Genomic DNA, 16,574 nt, shown 5'->3' with positions numbered 1-16,574 from the left:
GTGTCCGCTGTCATCGACATCCACACCCACTATGTCCCCGCCGCCTGGCCGTACCTCGGGCCCGGCCGGCCCTGGCTGCGGGTGGAGTCCGAACGCCAGGCGATGATCATGGTGGGGGAGAGCGAGTTCCGCGCCGTCGAATCGACCTGCTGGGACGCGTCGGCCCGGCTGGCCGACATGGCGGCCGACGGGGTACAGGCCCAGGTGGTCTCTCCCACACCGCTGTTCTTCGGCTACGACCTGAGCGGCGCCGAGGCGGTCAAGGTCTGCCGGATCTTCAACGATCTCGCCCTGGAGATCTGCGCACCCGACCGGGAGCGGTTCATCCCGTTCGCCCAGGTGCCGTTGCAGGACCCCGACGCGGCCTGCCGCGAGCTCGACCGCTGCCTGGACGCCGGGCACGTCGGGGTGGAGATCGGCAATCACGTCGGCGACCAGGACCTCGACGCGGAAGGTGTCGTCACCTTCCTCCAGCACGCGGCCTCGCGCGGCGCGCCGGTTTTCGTGCATCCCTGGGACATGCCCACCTCCCCGCGGTTGGACCGCTGGATGGCGCGGTGGCTGACCGGGATGCCCGCCGAGACCCATCTCTCCGTGCTCGCCATGATCCTCGGCGGAGTGTTCGACCGGGTGCCGGACTCGCTGCGGATCTGCTTCGCCCACGGCGGCGGATCGTTCGCGTTCTGGCTGGGGCGCCTGGAGAACGCCTGGCATCGCCGCGCGGACCTCATCGCCACCTCGCAGCTGCCGCCCTCGGCCTATCTGGGCCGGTTCAGCGTGGACAGCGTCGTCTTCGACCCCGTGGCCCTGCGCACGCTGGTCGACACCCTCGGCGCGGACCACGTGATGCTGGGCAGCGACTACCCCTACCCGCTGGGCGAGCGGCCCGTCGGCGAGGTACTCCGGAGGGCCGACTTCCTCAGCCCCGCCGAGCGCGAGGCGATCGCCGGCGGCAACGCGCTGCGCTGGGTGGGGCGCGTGCCCGCCGGTCACTGACGCGCGAAGCGTCCCGCCAAGGAGGACATTCCAGCCGAGCGAGATCGGCTCAGCGGGGAGCGGCGGACCCCGGCACCCGTGCCACCACGGCCGGGGTCCGCCGCTCCCGTGCCCGAACACCTCCGTCACCGGGCCCGCGGATCAGGCCCCACCAGCGGGTATGTCTACGGAGCTGCATACAGGCGTACGGCTATGCCTCGCGGCGGAAGGCGGTCTACCGTTCTCGTATGGAAATACCGCGGATGCTGGACGGGCGGCTGAAATTCCGCCATCTCCTCCTCGTCGAGGCGCTCTCGGCGCAGGGGAGCGTGGTCGGCGCCGCGGCCGCGCTCCATGTCACCCAGCCCGTGGTCACCCGCAGCCTCCAGGATCTCGAACGTATCCTCGGCGTCACGCTCTACGAACGCGGCCCGCGGGGCATCCAGCCCACCGAGTTCGGTGACGCCTTCACCCAGTACGCGCGCTCGGCACTGGCCCAGATGAACCAGGCCAGCCGGCATCTCCAGGAGATAGCCGACGCCACCCGCGGCCACGTCGTCATCGGCACCCATCTCGCCGGCTCCAACCTTCTGCTGCCGCGGGCCATCGCCCATCTCAAAAAGGACCGCCCCGCCCTGAGGATCGTCGTGCGCGAAGCGACGCCGGAGGCGCTGCTCGAAGACCTCGTCGCCGGGAAGGTCGACTTCATCATCGGCCGCCTGGCCACGGTCCCCCCGGAGGGGGCGATCCAGCAGACGCTGCACGAGGAGACCATCCGCGTGATCGCGCGCAGCGGGCATCCGCTCGCCACGCGCACCCACATCCCGCTCGACGAGCTGATCGCCTACCCGTGGATTCTGCCGGGGGCGGAGACGGCGCTGCGCACGGAACTGGAGGAGTTCTTCCACCGCAACGATTGCGCCCTGCCTCCCGACCGCGTGGAGACGACCGCGTTCCTCACCATCCGCCAACTCCTCGTGGAGACCGACATGGTGGCCGCGCTGCCGGAACTCATCGCCGCCAGCGACCCCCGGCTCACCGCTCTGCCGATCTCGCTCGACCTCGTCGGCGCACGTGTCGGCATCACCCGCGCGGCCGGACGCCGTCTGAGCCCGGCCTCGGAGGCCATGACGCAGTCGCTCGTCACCATCGCCGCCTCGGTGCACCCGCGGACGGCTCAACCCGACTGAGTGCCGCCCGTACGCAGGGCATGTGGAGCGCGTTTCCCCCGGTCGGCCGACCGAAGGCGAGGCACATGGAAGCGGCGCCGTCGGCGTTGACGCAGGTGCCGACCGGGGGCCACTGGATCCCCGGCGTCGGTCACGGGCTCGCGGTGAGCGCGGGTCGTCCCGCGGCCTGCGCTCGATACCGCCCCGGTGTGATGCCGAACTCCCGTTGGAAGGCGTGGGAGAGCGCGTACGGGCTGCCGTAGCCGACGCGGTCGGCGATGGTGGCCAGGGTGTCCGAGGTGTCGCGCAGCAAGGTGGCGGCACGGATCACACGCCACCAGGCGAGGTACGCCATCGGAGGCCGGCCGACCAGGGTGGTGAAACGGCGCGCCAGGGTGGGACGGGAGACACCCGCCTGCGCCGCCAGACGATCGTTGCTCCATGGCGCGGCCGGGTCAGCATGCAGCGCCCGCAGGGCGGCGGCCGCCACCGGGTCGCCCAGTACGCGGGGCCAGGCTCCGCCGGGGGCCTCGGCCATCCAGGCGCGGATCATGTAGACGAGGAGGAGGTCGAGCAGGCTCGGGAGCGCCACGCAGGAGCCCGGTCGCCTCTCGTCCAGCTCACCGGCGAGCAGATCGATGGCGGCACGGAGTTCGAGATGGCTGCCTACTCGGCTGGGAAGATGGACGACCTCAGGCAGCTCTGCCATGAGCGGGTGCATGCGGCTGCAGTCGAGCCAGTACGTGCCGCAGAGCACCTCTGTCTCGTGGTGATCGGGCTGGGTTGGCTGCTCTGCTTGCACAAGCCATTGCTCGAACGGCACCGCCTTGGTCTTCGCGATCGCCGCATCGACCGGGGAGTCGGCGATCACATGGCCTGTGCCATGGGGCAGCAGCACCGCGTCACCCACGCCGAGAGAAATGGCGGCGCTGCCGTCGGTCAGTAGCCAGCAGTGGCCTTTGAGGACGATGTAGAAGCCCGCGCCGTCGTACGGGTCCAGTCGCGCGCACCAACTCCCGCTGGTCCGCAGCCGGTGGGACCAGGGGTGCCCGAGGTGCACGGCAGAGATCGCATCGCTCACCACGTCCATCCACTCAGGGTATCCGCCGTATGAAGGGTGAGATGGATGCGTATTTTGGTGAGCTGGATACGCATTGAGACGCTCGTTCGTCCCTCCTTAAAGTCGATCAGGTGACGAACGAGAACGAGAGTGTGCAGCGCATGGTGCTCGGCGACGTCGAGGTCATCCGGGTTGTTGAGTGGCACGAACCGTTCCTGCCTGCCTCCGGCATGTTCCCGGGAGTGGCCGCCGATGTGTGGAAGGACAACGAGGACTGGCTGGCACCGGACCACTGGGAGCCGGACAGCGGCTTGGCGGTGCTTGCCCTGCAGAGCTGGGTGTTGCGCAGCGCGGGGCGGACCGTCCTGGTCGACACCGGAGCGGGGAACGGGCGCGAGCGACCGGGCATGGGGCCCTTCCACCACTCCCGAAGTGATGTGCTCGGCCTCCTGGCGAGGGCCGGTGTCCGTCCGCAGGATGTCGATGTCGTCGTCAACACCCACCTCCACGTCGACCACGTCGGCGGGAACACCGTCGACGCGGACGGGCAGTGGGTGCCGGCGTTCCCCAACGCCCAGTACCTCATTCCGGCCGCCGACGACTTCCACTACGGTCCGGACAACGCGTACGGGAACGGTGCGCAGGAGGTCGACCGCCTGATCTACGAAGACAGCATCGCGCCCCTCCACCAGAACGGGCAGGCCGTGTTGTGGGACGGCCTGCACCGCATCGACGAACACTTGACCCTGGAGTCCGCACCCGGTCACACGCCCGGCTCATCCGTACTGCGCCTCGCATCCGGCGGCGACCGGGTCGTGTTCGTCGGAGATCTGGTGCACACCCCGGTGCAGATCCTGGAGCCCTGCTGCAACAGCAGCGCCTGCCTGGCCCCGGAACAAGCCGTGACCAGTCGCCGTCGGATTCTGGGCAGGGCGGCTGATGAACGGGAGTTGCTCGTTCCCGCGCACTTCGGTGGCGTGGGGGCCCTGGAAGTACGCCGGGACAGCGACAGGTTCGTGCTCGGCCCATGGGCGACAATCAGCCCGAAGGAGAGTGCGTCCGTCGTCGAGTGAGCCGTGATCTCACTCGCTCACCGCCCCGTCGTCCGCCGAAGCCCTCGACGCCTCGATGCCTCGACGCCTCGGCGGACGGCGCGACCGTCGCCGGATGCGGCGGGGGAGTGGTTCACGGCACGATGACGAGCCGTCCGCGCAGGCCGCCGTCGGCCAGGCGCTGGTGGGCCGCGGCGGCGTCGGCGAGCGGGAAGGTCTCGGTGACGCGGGCCAACAGGACGCCTTGGTCGGCGAGTCGGGTCAGTTCGGTGAGCTGGGCGCTGTCGGCGCGTACGTCCAGGGCGTCGATGCGGATGCCGCGCTCCGGCGCCGGTTCCTGTCCGGGCCAGACACCGATGTAGGCGCCGCCGTCGCGGACCGGGGCGAGGGCCGCATCGCCCATGATCGCGGTGTCGATGACGCCGTCGAACGCGGCCGAGGGGAGGGGTTCTCCGCGGGGCAGGAAGTGGTCGGCGCCCCGGGTGTACAGGAACTGCTCGTCGCGCGCGGAGGCGAGAGCGGTGACCTTCAGGCCCCGGTGGTGTGCCAGCTCGACGGTGTGCGCACCGACGCCGCCGGCCGCACCGGTGACCAGCAGGCTCTGCCCGGGCTGGAGGGCGGCCAGGTCCAGGGCCTGGGCCGCGGAGAGCGCGTTGAGGGGCAGTGCCGCGGCGTGGGTGTCGTCCAGCACCGTCGGGGCCGGTGCGATCGCGTCCGCGTCGAGGACGGCGTACTCGGCGTGGGTGCCCAGCGGAGTGCGGTGGCCGGTGGCCAGGCCGATGACACGGTCGCCCGGGGACCAGCGCACCCCGTCGCCGGTGCTCTCGACGGTGCCGGCGACGTCCCAGCCCAGGCCGATGCGCTCGCCCGCGCCGCCGAAGACGCCGGCCCGCATGGCCGCGTCCACCGGGTTCAGCGCGGCCGCCGCCACCTTGATCCGTACCTGTCCCGGGCCCGGGGCGGGCACCGGGACCTCGGTGATCTCGACTGCCTCGGGGCTGCCGAAGCGGGACACGGTCGCGGCGCGCATGAGCATGCTCTTCCTCCTGGGTGGGATGGGTGGCCGCGCGGGACGAGACACCGTTCAGCCGTTTCTTACTTTTGGTGCGTAACCCCACCCTGCGTCAGTATGGAAGTCCGTACAAAACGCACACGCGTGTAAGTGAGGCGGAGGACCGCAGCGCCATGGCACACGACTTTCAGGCCGAGCGGCCGCCGGGCCGGACTGGGCCCTGCGCCCGCTGGCCGGCCGAGCAGGGCGAGACGATCCGGCAGATCGTCGAGCGGGCCGGCGACAAATGGTCCGTACTGGTGATCGGCACCCTGGAGAACGGCCCCCTGCGCTACACCGACTTGCAGCGCTCCATCCCCGGCATCTCCCAGCGCATGCTCACCCACACCCTGCGCCAGCTGCACCGCGACGGCCTTGTCACGCGCACCGCCTACCCCGAGGTGCCGCCGCGCGTCGAGTACGCGCTGACCGGGCTGGGCGCCACGCTGCTCGACGCGGTCACCGCCCTGATCGACTGGGCGGGCACCCACCACGACGAGATCACGCACAACCGGGCTCACTATGACAACGCACTGTCGTGACCGGCAGCGATGACATGTCGAGCGGAGCGGGCCACTGGCATCGTCATCGTGACTCCAGCAGCACGGGGTCGGTCTCCCGGGCGACCTCCACGATTCCCTTGATCAGGAGGCGGGTGCTGGCGGACGGCGGCCGGTCGGCGAGGGTGGTGATGCCGATCTCGCGGGGCACGGTGTCCAGTGCCAGGGGCAGCATGTCGAGCAGCGGGTCCCGTGCGCCGATCAGCATGGGCAGGGGAGCGATTGCGTCGGTCTCCAACAGGACCGTCCTCAGGGTGAGGATCGTCGAACACTCGATGATGTTCGCGGGCAGGGGCAGGCCCCGGCGGTCGAAGAGCTGGTCGATCTCCTGACGCAGTTGGGTGTTGCGGCCCGGCAGGATCCACGGCAGGTCCATGAGGTCCTCGATGTCCTGGGCGAGCGTCCCGAGGCTGGGGTGCTCCCGCCGCACGACGAGGCGAACCGGCTCGTCGTAGAGCCGCACGTGGCGCAGCGTGGCGCGCAGGCTGGAGGGCTGGAGTCGGCCCACCAGTACGTCCACTTCGCCCCGGGAGAGTTGCAGGCCCAGTTCCTCGGGCATCGCCTCGACGACCGAGACGGTCAGGTGCGGGTGGGCCTTCTTGAGCCGGATCAGGGTCTGCGGCAGCAGGGAGTGCGCGCCGGCGAGAATGGTGCCGACCCGTACGGGCTCCATGCCAAGACGCTGGAGCTCGTGGATGCGTCCGGCCGCGGCTTGCACGTTGCCCACCACCGCGCGGGCGTGCTCGATAAGGATGTCGCCGTACTGGGTCGGGCGGACGCCGCGCGGTCCCCGGGCGAAGAGTTTGACCCCGATGATCGTCTCGATCTCCTGCAGGCTTCGGGTCACGACCGGCTGGGTGACGTGCATCGCCTTGGCGGCAGCGACGAGGGTGCCCTCGTCGGCCACGACGGTCACGAGAACAAGGTGGCGCAGTTTCAGCCGACCGTCCAGAAAGTGATCCACGTTCATGTCAAGACATCTCTCTGTAACATGCTGTTGGTCTTCGGTATAGCCAAACACGAATAGCGCCGACCGGAGAAGCATTAGTCAAGGCCGAATCCCTGCCAAATGATGGGGTCATGTCTTGGACACACCCCGCTGAGGGCCCACTGGGCGGCCTGACGTCGGCTCTGGAGTCCGGTGGCGTCGAGGTGGTCGACCTGACCGCCCTCCTGTCGCCGTCGACGCCCGTGCTCGACCTTCCGCCGGATATGGCACCGATCCCGCACTTCGAGCTGGAGGAACTCGCCCGGTACGACGAGCGGGGGCGCACCTCCTACCAGAACGGCATTCACACCGGTGAGCACGTGGGCACGCACTTCGACGCGCCGTGCCACTGGGTCACCGGCGCCGACAAGGGGGACGTCGCTCACGTACCGGTCCGGCGCCTGGTGGCTCCCGCCGTCGTGATCGACAAGAGCGCCGAGTGCGCGGCCGACCCGGACTTCCTGCTGACCGTCGAGCATCTCCAGGAGTGGCAGCAGCACAACGGCCCGCTTCCACGCGGCGGTTGGCTGCTCTATCGGACCGGCTGGGCCGCGCGCTCCCACGACCAGCACCTGTTCCTCAACGCCGACGAGAGCGGGCCGCACACGCCCGGCATCACGGCCGAGTGCGCCCGCTGGCTGGCCGACGAGTCACCGATCGTGGGACTGGGAGTGGAGACGGTCGGCACCGACGCCGGGCAGGCGTTCACCTTCACTCCGCAATTCCCCGCGCACCACTACCTGTTGGGCGCGGGCAAGTACGGCATCACCCAGTTGCAGAACCTCGACCGGCTGCCCGTCACCGGCGCCGTCCTGATCGTCGCTCCGCTCCGCATCGCCGGCGGGTCCGGCAGTCCGGCGCGGGTGATGGCTCTCATGGAGAACGGAGCAGACCAGTGACCGAACTTGTCCACGAGGCCATCGGCAGGCAACTCACCGACCTCGGCGTCCGTGCGGTCTTCGGCGTGGTCGGCAGCGGCAACTTCCACTTCACCGACGCCATGGTGCGCGGCGGCGCCCGGTTCGTGGCCGCCCGTCACGAGGGCGGCGCGGCCACCATGGCCGACGCGTACGCCCGGATGTCCGACGAGGTCGCCGTGCTCTCCCTGCACCAGGGCTGCGGCTACACGAACGCTCTGACCGGCATCACCGAGGCCGCCAAGAGCAGGACGCCGCTCCTGGTGCTGACCGCCGAAGCCGCCGACCCCACCTCGAACTTCGCGCTCGACCAGGCGGCGATCGCGACCGGCGTCGGAGCGATCGCCCTGCGCGTGCGCTCAGCGCAAACCGCCCTCGACGACGTGGCCCGGGCCTTCGCCATCTGTGGCCACCAGCGGCGCACGGTAGTCCTCAACGTCCCCATCGACGTCCAGGACGCGGTCTTGGACGCAAAGGCCCCGGCCCGGGAGTACCACAAGGTCGCCGAACCGCGGCCCGACGACAGGGAGATCGCCGAGTTCGCCCAGCTCCTGGAACGCGCCGAGCGGCCGGTCTTCGTCGTCGGACGCGGCGGCCGCTCCCCGGGCTCCGCGGACGCCGTCCGCGAACTGGCCGCCGAGGCGGGCGCCCTCCTGGCCACCTCGGCCGTCTCCCGCGGGATGTTCAACGGCGACGAGTGGAACATCGACGTCTCCGGTGGCTTCTCCTCGCCGCTGACGGCCGAACTCGTCTCCGGCGCCGACCTGGTGGTGGGATTCGGCTGCGCCCTGAACATGTGGACCATGCGGCACGGCCGGCTCATCGCGCCGGACGCGACCGTCGTGCAGGTCGACATCGAACCGGGGGCCATCGGCATCCACCGTGACGTGGACCTCGGCCTGTGGGGCGGTGTCGCGGGAACGGCCCGGGCCACGGCCGCGTACCTTCGGGCGAACGCGCCCGGCGGGCGCACGGGTTACCGCACCCCGGACGTGGCCGAACGGATCCGGACCGGCCTGCGCTGGCATCAGGTGCCGTTCGAGGACGCGTCGGGCGACGGACGGGTCGACCCCCGCGCCCTGAGCGCCGCGCTCAACGACCTTTTGCCCACCGAGCGGATCGTCTCCGTCGACTCGGGCAACTTCCTCGGCTACCCGAGCATGTACCTCGACGTGCCCGACGAGTACGGGTTCTGTTTCACCCAGGCGTTCCAGTCCGTCGGCCTGGGCCTGGCCACCGCGATCGGTGCCGCGCTGGCGCAGCCCGACCGGCTGCCCGTGGCCGGCTGCGGTGACGGCGGCTTCCTGATGGGCCTGTCGGAGCTCGAGACCGTCGTGCGCCTTGGTCTGCCCATGCTGATCGTCGTCTACAACGACGCCATGTACGGCGCCGAGGTGCATCACTTCGGGGCCGGCACGAGCGGCCTGGACACCGTGACCTTCCCCGACACGGACATCGCGGCGCTCGCACGGGGGCATGGGTGCGAGGCACTGACCATCCGACGGCCCGAGGACACGCATGCCGTGAAGGAGTGGCTGTCGGCCGGCCCCGTCCGCCCCCTGGTGCTGGACGCCAAGATCACCTCGGACGGGGGGTCCTGGTGGCTGCACGAAGCCTTCGGACACTGAGGCACCCCGGCATGAATCCCCCCGACCGCCTCACGACACGGCAAAGCGAGCTTCGATGAGAAAGAAGACAAGCGGCGTCTCCGTCATCGGCGCCGGCGAATCGCCCTACACCCGGCACCCGGCCCCCGGCACGACCACGGAAGGAGTGCTCGCCGACGCCGTACGCCGCGCACTCGCCGATGCGAACCTCCCCACCTCCCAGGTCGACGGCTTCGGTGTGTGCAGCTTCACCCTCGGTCCGGACCACGCCATCGACCTGGCCTGGCGGCTGGGCCTGCGACTGCGCTGGCTGATGCAGGACACCAACGGCGGCGCGAGCGCCGGCACGATGCTCCAGCACGCCGTGCGGGCCGTGGAGTCCGGCGACGCCTCGGTCGTGGTCCTCGTGGCCGGCGACCTGATGGACCAGCAGGTGCACCTCAAGATGGTGGCCGAATACAACCGGGCGACCGCCGAGCAGCTGGTTCCGCTGGACATGCTCGGGCCCAACGCCCTGTTCGCACTGCTGACCCAGCGTCAGATGAAGGCCGAGGGACTCACCCGTACGGACTACGGGCGACTGGCGGTGGCTCAGCGCGCCTGGGCCTCCCTCAACCCCGGGGCCGTGTACCGCAAGCCGCTGACGCTCGACGACTACCTGAACGCTCCCATGGTCGCCGAACCCCTCGGCCGGTACGACTGCGTCCCGCCGGTCACGGGCGCCGATGCCGTGGTGATCGCGGCCGACGAACGGGCCCAGGGCACCCGGCGCGCCCGAGTACTGGCCGTCTCGGCCCGCTACAACAGCGACGACCAGACGGGCGACGGCCTGGTCACCGGCTTGGCCGACTGCGCACCCGAACTGTGGGACACCACAGGCCACGGGCCTGGCGACGTCGACGTGGTCAGCGTGTACGACGACTACCCGGCCGTGGCGCTCGCCCAGCTCAAGGACCTCGGTCTGGTCGCCGGCGGGGAGATGCCGGCCTTCATCGCCGAGCGTCTGGCCACCCGCAAGCTCGCCGTCAACACCTCCGGCGGACAGCTCTCGGCCGGCCAGCCGGGTTCCGCGGGAGGCATGCACGGACTCGTGGAGATCGTGCGGCAGCTGCGCGGCCAGGCCGAACAACGCCAGGTCGAGGCCCGACTCGGTCTGTTCAGCGGATACGGGATGGTGCTCTATCGCTACGGCGCGTGTGCCACCGCCGGGCTTCTGGAGGCGGCCGAATGAGTGTGATCGTGCAGAACTGCCGCACGTGCGGCGGCCAGTGGTTCCCCGCCCGGTTGCTGTGCCCCCGCTGCGCAGGCGCCGACCTGGAGCCCCAGCACATCGAGCGCGGGGTGGTCGAGCAGCTGACCCACCTCGGCGACGTCGTCATCGCCTCGGTCGCCTGCGACCCCGAACCGCTGCTCGTGGCCAGGCTGCACGGCGCGGTCGAGGTCGGTGACGTCGTGGAACTCACCGATCGCCCCGACGCGTCCGGCCGTCCCGTTGCCTTCGTACCGCCGAGCGTCCGGCCCCGAGAGGAGTTGTCATGAGCGAGGTCACCGCCCTGCCCGACCTCACCCGCGCGAGCGTCCCCGGACTGCTGCAATGGCGCGCGGACATCACCCCGGACAGCGTGCTGCTGCGCTGCGGGGACACGCAAAGGACCGCCGCCCAGATGCTGGAGCGGGTCGCCGTCGCGGGTGGCCTGCTGCGCCGGCACGGGGTGGAGCGCGGAGACCGGGTGGCGCTGATGGCGTCCAACCGGGTCGAGTTGCTGGACCTGATCCTGGGCTGCGCGTGGATCGGCGCCGTCGCGGTGCCGATCAACACCGCCGCACGGGGCGAGCAGCTCCATCACATCCTGACCAACTCCCAAGCGGAGCTGCTGGTCTTGGAACACCCCTTCCTCGCACAGGTGGAGGCGTTGCCGGGCACCGCCGAGCTGCGCCAGATCTGGCTGCTCGACGACGAGGACGTCGTCTCCGTGCTGCCGGTTCCCGTCGACGTGATCCCGGACGACGGCCAGGCCGTGGAGGCCGCGGCGGTCGGCCCCGGCCACCCCGCGGTGATCCTCTACACCTCGGGCACCACCGGGGTCTCCAAGGGCGTCGTCTGCCCGCACGCCCAGTTCTACTGGTGGGGCCGCAACGTCACGGCCCAGCTCGGCATCACCTCGGCCGACGTGCTGCACACCTGCCTGCCGCTGTTCCACACCAACGCGCTCAACGCCTTCAGCCAGGCGCTGGTCAGCGGCGCCCAGTACGTCATCGGCCCGCGCTTCTCGGCCTCGCGCTTCTGGTCGGACGTGGCGGCCAGCGGGGCGACCTGCACCTATCTGCTGGGCGCCATGATCAGCATCCTGGCGGGCCGGCCGCCCGCAGAGCACGACCGGGCGCACCGGGTCACCGCGGCGCTGGCCCCGGCCACCCCCGCCGGGCTGCTGCGGGAGTTCCATCAGCGCTTCGGTGTCGTCCTCATCGACGGCTACGGCTCGACCGAGACCAACGCGGTGATCTCCGCGAGCCGCACCGAACAGCGGCCGGGATACGTCGGACGCCTCCAGGAGGGGTTCTCCGCCCGGGTCGTCGACGAGAACGGACTCGACGTTCCCCCCGGTACACCGGGCGAACTGCTGCTGCGCAGCGAGCAGCCCTTCGCCTTCGCCTCCGGCTACCACCGCATGCACGAGGCCACCGTCGCCGCGTGGCAGGACCTGTGGTTCCACACCGGCGACCGGATGGTGATCGAAGCGGACGGGTGGATCAGGTTCGTCGACCGCATCAAGGACGTCATCCGCCGCCGCGGCGAGAACATCTCCTCCGTCGAGGTCGAAAGCGTCCTCGCCCAGCATCCCGGGGTCCGTGACGTCGCGGTGTACGCGGTGGACTCCGAACTCGGCGAGGACGAGGTGATGGCCGCCGTGGTCCCCGTCGAGGGACAGAAGATCGACTTCGTCGAGCTGGTGTCCTTCTGCGAGCCCCGGCTGGCCTATTACGCGATTCCCCGCTTCGTGGCGCTGTGCCCGGAGCTGCCGCTGACCGAGAACGGCAAGGTGCGCAAGACCGTGCTCAGGGAGTGGGGAGCCGACCGCGCCGACTGGGACCGCGAGGCGGCCGGCGTCACGCTGCGGCGCGAGCAGCCCACCACCGTCCGCTCGGAAGGAGCTTGTACATGAGCGAGTACCGCAACTTCGTCGGTGGCCGCTTCCTCGACGGCGCCTCGCTGTTCGACGACATCAATCCCGTGGACGGCACTCTCGTGGCCCGGGTGCACGAGGCGGACGCGTCCGTGGTCGACCGCGCGGTGGGCGCGGCGCGCACGGCCCTGGACGGACCGTGGGGCCGGATGACGCTGGCCGACCGATGCCGTTTGATGCGCGCCGTGGCCGACGAGATCGACCGGCGGGCGGAGGACCTGCTGGCCGCCGAAGTGGCCGACACCGGCAAGCCCGAAGCCGGCGCCCGGCACCTGGACATCGCGCGGGCCGCGGCGAACTTCCGCAGCTTCGCCGACACGGTGGCCGCGGAGGGCGTCGAGTCCTTCCTGACGGAGTACGGCCAGGGGCGCCAGGCCCTGAACTACGCGGTCCGCAAGCCGCTGGGGGTGGTGGCCGCCATCGCCCCGTGGAACCTTCCGCTGCTGCTGTTGACGTGGAAACTCGCCCCGGCCCTGGCCTCGGGCAACACGGTCGTCGTCAAGCCCTCGGAGGAGACGCCCGGTTCGGCCACCGTCCTGGCCGAGATCATGACGGCCGCAGGCGTGCCCGACGGCGTCTTCAACCTCGTGCACGGCTTCGGCGCCGGCTCGGCGGGCGAACTGCTGACGAGGCACCCGGGCATCGACGGGGTCACCTTCACCGGCTCCTCCGCCACCGGGGCCGGCATCATGCAGGCGGTCGCCCCCCGCGTGCGACCGGTCTCCTTCGAACTGGGCGGCAAGAACGCGGCGCTGGTGTTCGCGGACGCCGACCTGGACGCGACCGTCGAGGGGCTGACCCGTTCGGTCTTCGCCAACACCGGCCAGGTGTGTCTGTGCACCGAGCGCGTCTACATCCAGCGGTCGGTCTTCGACGAGGTCAGCGAGCGGCTGGTGGACAGCGCCCGGTCCCTGCGTCTGGGCCGCCCGGCCGATCCGGCCACCACGACCGGGCCGGTCATCTCGGCCGGGCACCAGCGCAAGGTCCTGCACTACTTCGACCTCGCCGAGCAGGCCGGCGCCACGGTCCTCACCGGCGGCCAGGCCGCGAAGGTGGACCGCGACCTCGCCGGCGGCTTCTGGGTCGAGCCGACCCTGTGGACCGGCCTGAGCAACGCGGACCGTGTCGTACGCGAGGAGATCTTCGGCCCCGCCGCCGCCCTCATCCCCTTCGACACCGAGGACGAAGCCGTCCGGCTCGCCAACGACACCGACTACGGCCTGGCCGCCTCCGTCTGGACGAGCGACCTGTCCCGCGGGCACCGGGTCGCCCAGCGCATGGACGTCGGGATCGCCTGGGTGAACACGTGGTTCCTGCGCGAACTGCGCTCGCCCTTCGGCGGCAGGGGACTGTCCGGCATCGGCCGCGAGGGCGGCCGGCACTCGCTGGACTTCTACACGGAACCGACCAACGTCTGTGTGGCGATCTGAATGACCATCCCTACCGCGACACGCACCGCGGACCGGCTCGCGGCGGCCGACCGGCTGGCCGCCGCGAGAGCGTCGGGCACCGCCTGCGCCCCGGTCCGCGACCTGATCGGCGCGCAGGACCTCGATGCCGCCTACGCCGTGCAGTCCGAACTGATCGAGCGCCGTCTGACGGGTGGCGCACGGATCGTGGGCCGCAAGATCGGCCTGACGGCACCGGCCGTGCAGCAGCAGTTCGGCGTCCACCAGCCCGACTTCGGCGTCCTCCTGGACGACATGATCCACTCGGACGCCGCGGTGCTGCCCCTGGGCGACTTCATCGCGCCCCGCATCGAGGGCGAGATCGCGTTCGTGCTCGGCGCCGACCTGGACGACCCGCGCACCACCGTCGTCGACGTGCTGCGTGCGACCCAGTACCTGCTGCCGGCCCTCGAGGTCGTCGACTCGCGCATCCGCGACTGGGACATCTCCCTGGCCGACACCGTGGCTGACAACGCCTCCTGCGGAGCGGTCGTCCTGGGCACCACCGCGTACGACCCGGTGGGCCTCGACCTCACCGAGGTGGCGATGACGCTGGAGCACGCCGGTGAGCCGGTCTCCACCGGCACGGGGGCGGCCTGCCTCGGGTCCCCGGTCAACGCCGTGGTGTGGCTGGCCCGCGAGTGCGCCGCCCGGGGCCGTCCCCTGACGGCCGGGGAGGTGGTCCTGTCCGGCGCACTGGGCCCGATGGCCCCGATCGACCGGCCGGGCCACCACCGGTGCGACATCTCCGGCCTCGGACATGTCGCCGTGCACTTCGAGGAGACGGCATGAGCGCGGACACGGCGGCCCACGCGCCGCACATCCAGGACGTCGTCGACCGGCTGGACCGCGCCGAGATCTCACGCACCCCGGTCGGCGACGACGGCACTTGGCCCGCCCTCACGCTGGACGAGGCCTACACCGCCCAGGCGGCCCTGGTCGCCCGCCGGATGGCGCGCGGCGCGCACGAGGCAGGGCTCAAACTCGGCTTCACGAGCGCGGCCAAGATGCGGCAGATGGGCGTCTCGGACCTCATCGTCGGCCGCCTCACCGATGACATGCGCATCGCCGAGGGCGACGCCTTGGACCGCGCGGCCCTCATCCATCCCCGGATCGAGCCGGAAGTGGCCTTCCGCGTCGGCCGCGACGTCGACCTCGTCGACCCGCACGCCGATCTCGTGTCCGCGGTCGACGCGATCGCCCCCGCCATGGAGATCATCGACTCGCGCTACGAGGGCTTCCGCTTCGACCTGCCGCGTGTCGTCGCGGACAACACGTCGGCGGCGCGGTACGTGACCGGCGCGTGGGTGCCCCTCGACCCGCTGGCACTGGGCAACCTCGGCGTCACCCTGCGGGTGGACGGACGGGACACGGCCTTCGGCTCGACGTCGGCCATCCTGGGCCACCCGATGCGCACCCTCACCCGCCTCCAGGCGCTCGGCGCCCGCCTCGGCCTGCGCCTGAGCGCCGGGGCCGTGGTGCTCGCCGGAGCGGCGACGGCCGCCGTCCCGCTGCCCGTCGGGCATGTCGAGGTCGCCATCCCCACCCTGGGGCGCGCCGGCATCCAGGTCGAAGGAGTACCCCATGGGTGAGGCCTATCTGCTGGCCGGCAAGGCCCGCCCACGCGGGCGCTTCCCGCACGCCAAGCGCGCCGGCGGCTTCGTGTTCGTCTCCGGCACCAGCAGCCGACTGCCGTCGAACGAGATCGTCGGCGCCCGCGTCGACGACATGGGGACCGTCGAGCTGGACATCCGCGCCCAGACCGTGGCGGTCATCGAGAACATCGCCGACATCCTGCGCCCGATCGGAGGCGGCCTGGACGACCTCGTCCAGGTGACCGCCTACCTCGTCTCCATGAACGACTTCGGCGGCTACAACGAGGTCTACGCACGCTACTTCGACGAGAACGGACCGACCCGGACCACCGTGGCCGTCCACCAACTCCCGCATCCCCACCTGTTGATCGAGATCCAGGCGGTCGCCTGGATCGATCCCGCCCGTGACACGACACAGGAGCAGCAATGACCGACATCGCCCCCGGCATCCCTCCGGCCGTGAACTTCGCCGCCTGGATCAAGGACAACGAACACCTGCTCAAGCCGCCCGTCAACAACCAGGCGATCTTCACCGGCGACGACTTCATCGTCCAGGTTGTCGGCGGCCCCAACCAGCGCACCGACTTTCACGTGGACCCCTACGAGGAGTGGTTCCACCAGATCAAGGGCGACATGCACGTCAATCTGATGACGGCGGACGGCGAACGGACCGTGCACATCAAGGAGGGCCAGACCTGGCTGCTGCCCGGGAACGTGCCGCATTCGCCGCAGCGTCCCCAGGCCGGGTCCATCGGGATCGTCATCGAGCGCATCCGCGAGGAGGGCACCTTGGAGAAGTTCCAGTGGTACTGCCCCAGGTGCGCGCAGCTGGTGCACGAGGTCGAGCTCCAGGTCCGTGACATCGTCGCCGACCTGCCCCCGGTGTTCACCGCGTTCTACGAGGACGAACGGGCCCGCACCTGCAAGGGCTGCGGGACCCTGCACCCGGGCAAGGGCTGAGCGCGCG

Annotated in this window: 17 protein-coding genes; 14 read left to right on the top strand and 3 right to left on the bottom strand. The window is 70.8% G+C overall.

All coding sequences use genetic code 11. The features are described 5' to 3' along the window. Both QBL25_RS01690 and QBL25_RS01685 read left to right on the top strand, forming a co-directional pair. The gene (locus QBL25_RS01690; protein ID WP_409055151.1) at window positions 1–996 is read left to right on the top strand and encodes an amidohydrolase family protein; all 996 of its coding nucleotides are present in this window, start codon (window positions 1–3) and stop codon (window positions 994–996) included. 227 nt (window positions 997–1,223) lie between these two features. Beyond that, complete coding sequence (locus tag QBL25_RS01685) at window positions 1,224–2,165, top strand: LysR substrate-binding domain-containing protein (RefSeq protein WP_409055150.1); 942 nt, start codon at window positions 1,224–1,226, stop codon at window positions 2,163–2,165. Window positions 2,166–2,295: 130 nt separating this feature from the next. Here QBL25_RS01685 and QBL25_RS01680 read toward each other — a convergent pair whose 3' ends face one another. Beyond that, on the bottom strand, window positions 2,296–3,234 hold the full coding sequence (locus QBL25_RS01680; protein WP_409055149.1) for an AraC family transcriptional regulator: 939 nt from the start codon (window positions 3,232–3,234) through the stop codon (window positions 2,296–2,298). 101 nt (window positions 3,235–3,335) lie between these two features. Between QBL25_RS01680 and QBL25_RS01675 the strand changes: the two genes are divergently transcribed. Continuing rightward, window positions 3,336–4,277: an MBL fold metallo-hydrolase gene (locus QBL25_RS01675; RefSeq protein WP_409055148.1), complete on the top strand. Its 942-nt coding sequence runs from the start codon at window positions 3,336–3,338 to the stop codon at window positions 4,275–4,277. Window positions 4,278–4,389: 112 nt separating this feature from the next. Here QBL25_RS01675 and QBL25_RS01670 read toward each other — a convergent pair whose 3' ends face one another. After that, window positions 4,390–5,286, bottom strand: coding sequence for an NADP-dependent oxidoreductase (locus QBL25_RS01670; protein WP_409062513.1), 897 nt, complete (start codon window positions 5,284–5,286; stop codon window positions 4,390–4,392). 155 nt (window positions 5,287–5,441) lie between these two features. Between QBL25_RS01670 and QBL25_RS01665 the strand changes: the two genes are divergently transcribed. Then, on the top strand, window positions 5,442–5,849 hold the full coding sequence (locus tag QBL25_RS01665) for a winged helix-turn-helix transcriptional regulator (protein ID WP_409055147.1): 408 nt from the start codon (window positions 5,442–5,444) through the stop codon (window positions 5,847–5,849). A 43-nt stretch (window positions 5,850–5,892) separates the two neighbouring features. On the opposite strand, the gene QBL25_RS01660 is transcribed toward QBL25_RS01665, so the two are convergent. Further along, window positions 5,893–6,837 carry a LysR family transcriptional regulator gene (locus QBL25_RS01660; RefSeq protein ID WP_409055146.1) on the bottom strand — a complete coding sequence of 315 codons (945 nt, stop codon included), beginning with the start codon at window positions 6,835–6,837 and terminating at the stop codon, window positions 5,893–5,895. A gap of 110 nt (window positions 6,838–6,947) precedes the next feature. Between QBL25_RS01660 and QBL25_RS01655 the strand changes: the two genes are divergently transcribed. Genes QBL25_RS01655 through QBL25_RS01610 form a run of 10 tightly spaced genes read left to right on the top strand, consistent with a single transcriptional unit; the run spans window position 6,948 to window position 16,567 of the window. Continuing rightward, window positions 6,948–7,754, top strand: a complete 807-nt coding sequence (locus QBL25_RS01655) for a cyclase family protein (RefSeq protein WP_409055145.1) — start codon at window positions 6,948–6,950, stop codon at window positions 7,752–7,754. Continuing rightward, window positions 7,751–9,400 carry a thiamine pyrophosphate-binding protein gene (locus tag QBL25_RS01650; protein ID WP_409055144.1) on the top strand — a complete coding sequence of 550 codons (1,650 nt, stop codon included), beginning with the start codon at window positions 7,751–7,753 and terminating at the stop codon, window positions 9,398–9,400. The genes QBL25_RS01655 and QBL25_RS01650 overlap by 4 nt, the downstream gene beginning before the upstream one ends. A 55-nt stretch (window positions 9,401–9,455) precedes the next feature. Further along, window positions 9,456–10,610 carry a thiolase family protein gene (locus QBL25_RS01645; protein ID WP_409055143.1) on the top strand — a complete coding sequence of 385 codons (1,155 nt, stop codon included), beginning with the start codon at window positions 9,456–9,458 and terminating at the stop codon, window positions 10,608–10,610. Continuing rightward, window positions 10,607–10,918: a zinc ribbon domain-containing protein gene (locus tag QBL25_RS01640; RefSeq protein WP_409055142.1), complete on the top strand. Its 312-nt coding sequence runs from the start codon at window positions 10,607–10,609 to the stop codon at window positions 10,916–10,918. Before QBL25_RS01645 ends, QBL25_RS01640 begins: the two co-directional genes overlap by 4 nt. After that, complete coding sequence (locus QBL25_RS01635) at window positions 10,915–12,543, top strand: ATP-dependent acyl-CoA ligase (RefSeq protein ID WP_409055141.1); 1,629 nt, start codon at window positions 10,915–10,917, stop codon at window positions 12,541–12,543. Before QBL25_RS01640 ends, QBL25_RS01635 begins: the two co-directional genes overlap by 4 nt. Next, window positions 12,540–13,994 (top strand): 2-hydroxymuconic semialdehyde dehydrogenase, encoded by a 1,455-nt coding sequence (locus tag QBL25_RS01630; protein WP_409055140.1) that lies wholly within the window; start codon window positions 12,540–12,542, stop codon window positions 13,992–13,994. The genes QBL25_RS01635 and QBL25_RS01630 overlap by 4 nt, the downstream gene beginning before the upstream one ends. Beyond that, window positions 13,995–14,804, top strand: coding sequence for a 2-keto-4-pentenoate hydratase (locus QBL25_RS01625; protein WP_409055139.1), 810 nt, complete (start codon window positions 13,995–13,997; stop codon window positions 14,802–14,804). It abuts the gene before it with no gap. After that, entirely contained in the window at window positions 14,801–15,604 is an 804-nt protein-coding gene (locus QBL25_RS01620) for a 2-keto-4-pentenoate hydratase (RefSeq protein WP_409055138.1), read from the top strand. The genes QBL25_RS01625 and QBL25_RS01620 overlap by 4 nt, the downstream gene beginning before the upstream one ends. Continuing rightward, complete coding sequence (locus QBL25_RS01615) at window positions 15,597–16,037, top strand: RidA family protein (protein ID WP_409055137.1); 441 nt, start codon at window positions 15,597–15,599, stop codon at window positions 16,035–16,037. Before QBL25_RS01620 ends, QBL25_RS01615 begins: the two co-directional genes overlap by 8 nt. After that, window positions 16,034–16,567 carry a 3-hydroxyanthranilate 3,4-dioxygenase gene (locus tag QBL25_RS01610; protein WP_409055136.1) on the top strand — a complete coding sequence of 178 codons (534 nt, stop codon included), beginning with the start codon at window positions 16,034–16,036 and terminating at the stop codon, window positions 16,565–16,567. Before QBL25_RS01615 ends, QBL25_RS01610 begins: the two co-directional genes overlap by 4 nt. Window positions 16,568–16,574 lie beyond the last annotated feature (7 nt).

This window comes from Streptomyces sp. SYP-A7185 (assembly GCF_046103685.1).
Classification (GTDB): Bacteria; Actinomycetota; Actinomycetes; order Streptomycetales; family Streptomycetaceae; genus Streptomyces.
The sequence above is the reverse complement of the archived record's forward strand: the minus strand, read 5'-3'. Positions and strand labels throughout refer to the sequence as shown.

Coding starts and splice junctions, on each gene's coding strand:
- QBL25_RS01685 (WP_409055150.1), top strand. CDS start 1,224: ATGGAAATACCGCGGATGCTGGACGGGCGGCTGAAATTCCGCCATCTC.
- QBL25_RS01680 (WP_409055149.1), bottom strand. CDS start 3,234: ATGGACGTGGTGAGCGATGCGATCTCTGCCGTGCACCTCGGGCACCCC.
- QBL25_RS01670 (WP_409062513.1), bottom strand. CDS start 5,286: ATGCGCGCCGCGACCGTGTCCCGCTTCGGCAGCCCCGAGGCAGTCGAG.
- QBL25_RS01665 (WP_409055147.1), top strand. CDS start 5,442: ATGGCACACGACTTTCAGGCCGAGCGGCCGCCGGGCCGGACTGGGCCC.
- QBL25_RS01660 (WP_409055146.1), bottom strand. CDS start 6,837: ATGAACGTGGATCACTTTCTGGACGGTCGGCTGAAACTGCGCCACCTT.
- QBL25_RS01655 (WP_409055145.1), top strand. CDS start 6,948: ATGTCTTGGACACACCCCGCTGAGGGCCCACTGGGCGGCCTGACGTCG.
- QBL25_RS01645 (WP_409055143.1), top strand. CDS start 9,456: ATGAGAAAGAAGACAAGCGGCGTCTCCGTCATCGGCGCCGGCGAATCG.
- QBL25_RS01640 (WP_409055142.1), top strand. CDS start 10,607: ATGAGTGTGATCGTGCAGAACTGCCGCACGTGCGGCGGCCAGTGGTTC.
- QBL25_RS01635 (WP_409055141.1), top strand. CDS start 10,915: ATGAGCGAGGTCACCGCCCTGCCCGACCTCACCCGCGCGAGCGTCCCC.
- QBL25_RS01630 (WP_409055140.1), top strand. CDS start 12,540: ATGAGCGAGTACCGCAACTTCGTCGGTGGCCGCTTCCTCGACGGCGCC.
- QBL25_RS01625 (WP_409055139.1), top strand. CDS start 13,995: ATGACCATCCCTACCGCGACACGCACCGCGGACCGGCTCGCGGCGGCC.
- QBL25_RS01620 (WP_409055138.1), top strand. CDS start 14,801: ATGAGCGCGGACACGGCGGCCCACGCGCCGCACATCCAGGACGTCGTC.
- QBL25_RS01615 (WP_409055137.1), top strand. CDS start 15,597: ATGGGTGAGGCCTATCTGCTGGCCGGCAAGGCCCGCCCACGCGGGCGC.
- QBL25_RS01610 (WP_409055136.1), top strand. CDS start 16,034: ATGACCGACATCGCCCCCGGCATCCCTCCGGCCGTGAACTTCGCCGCC.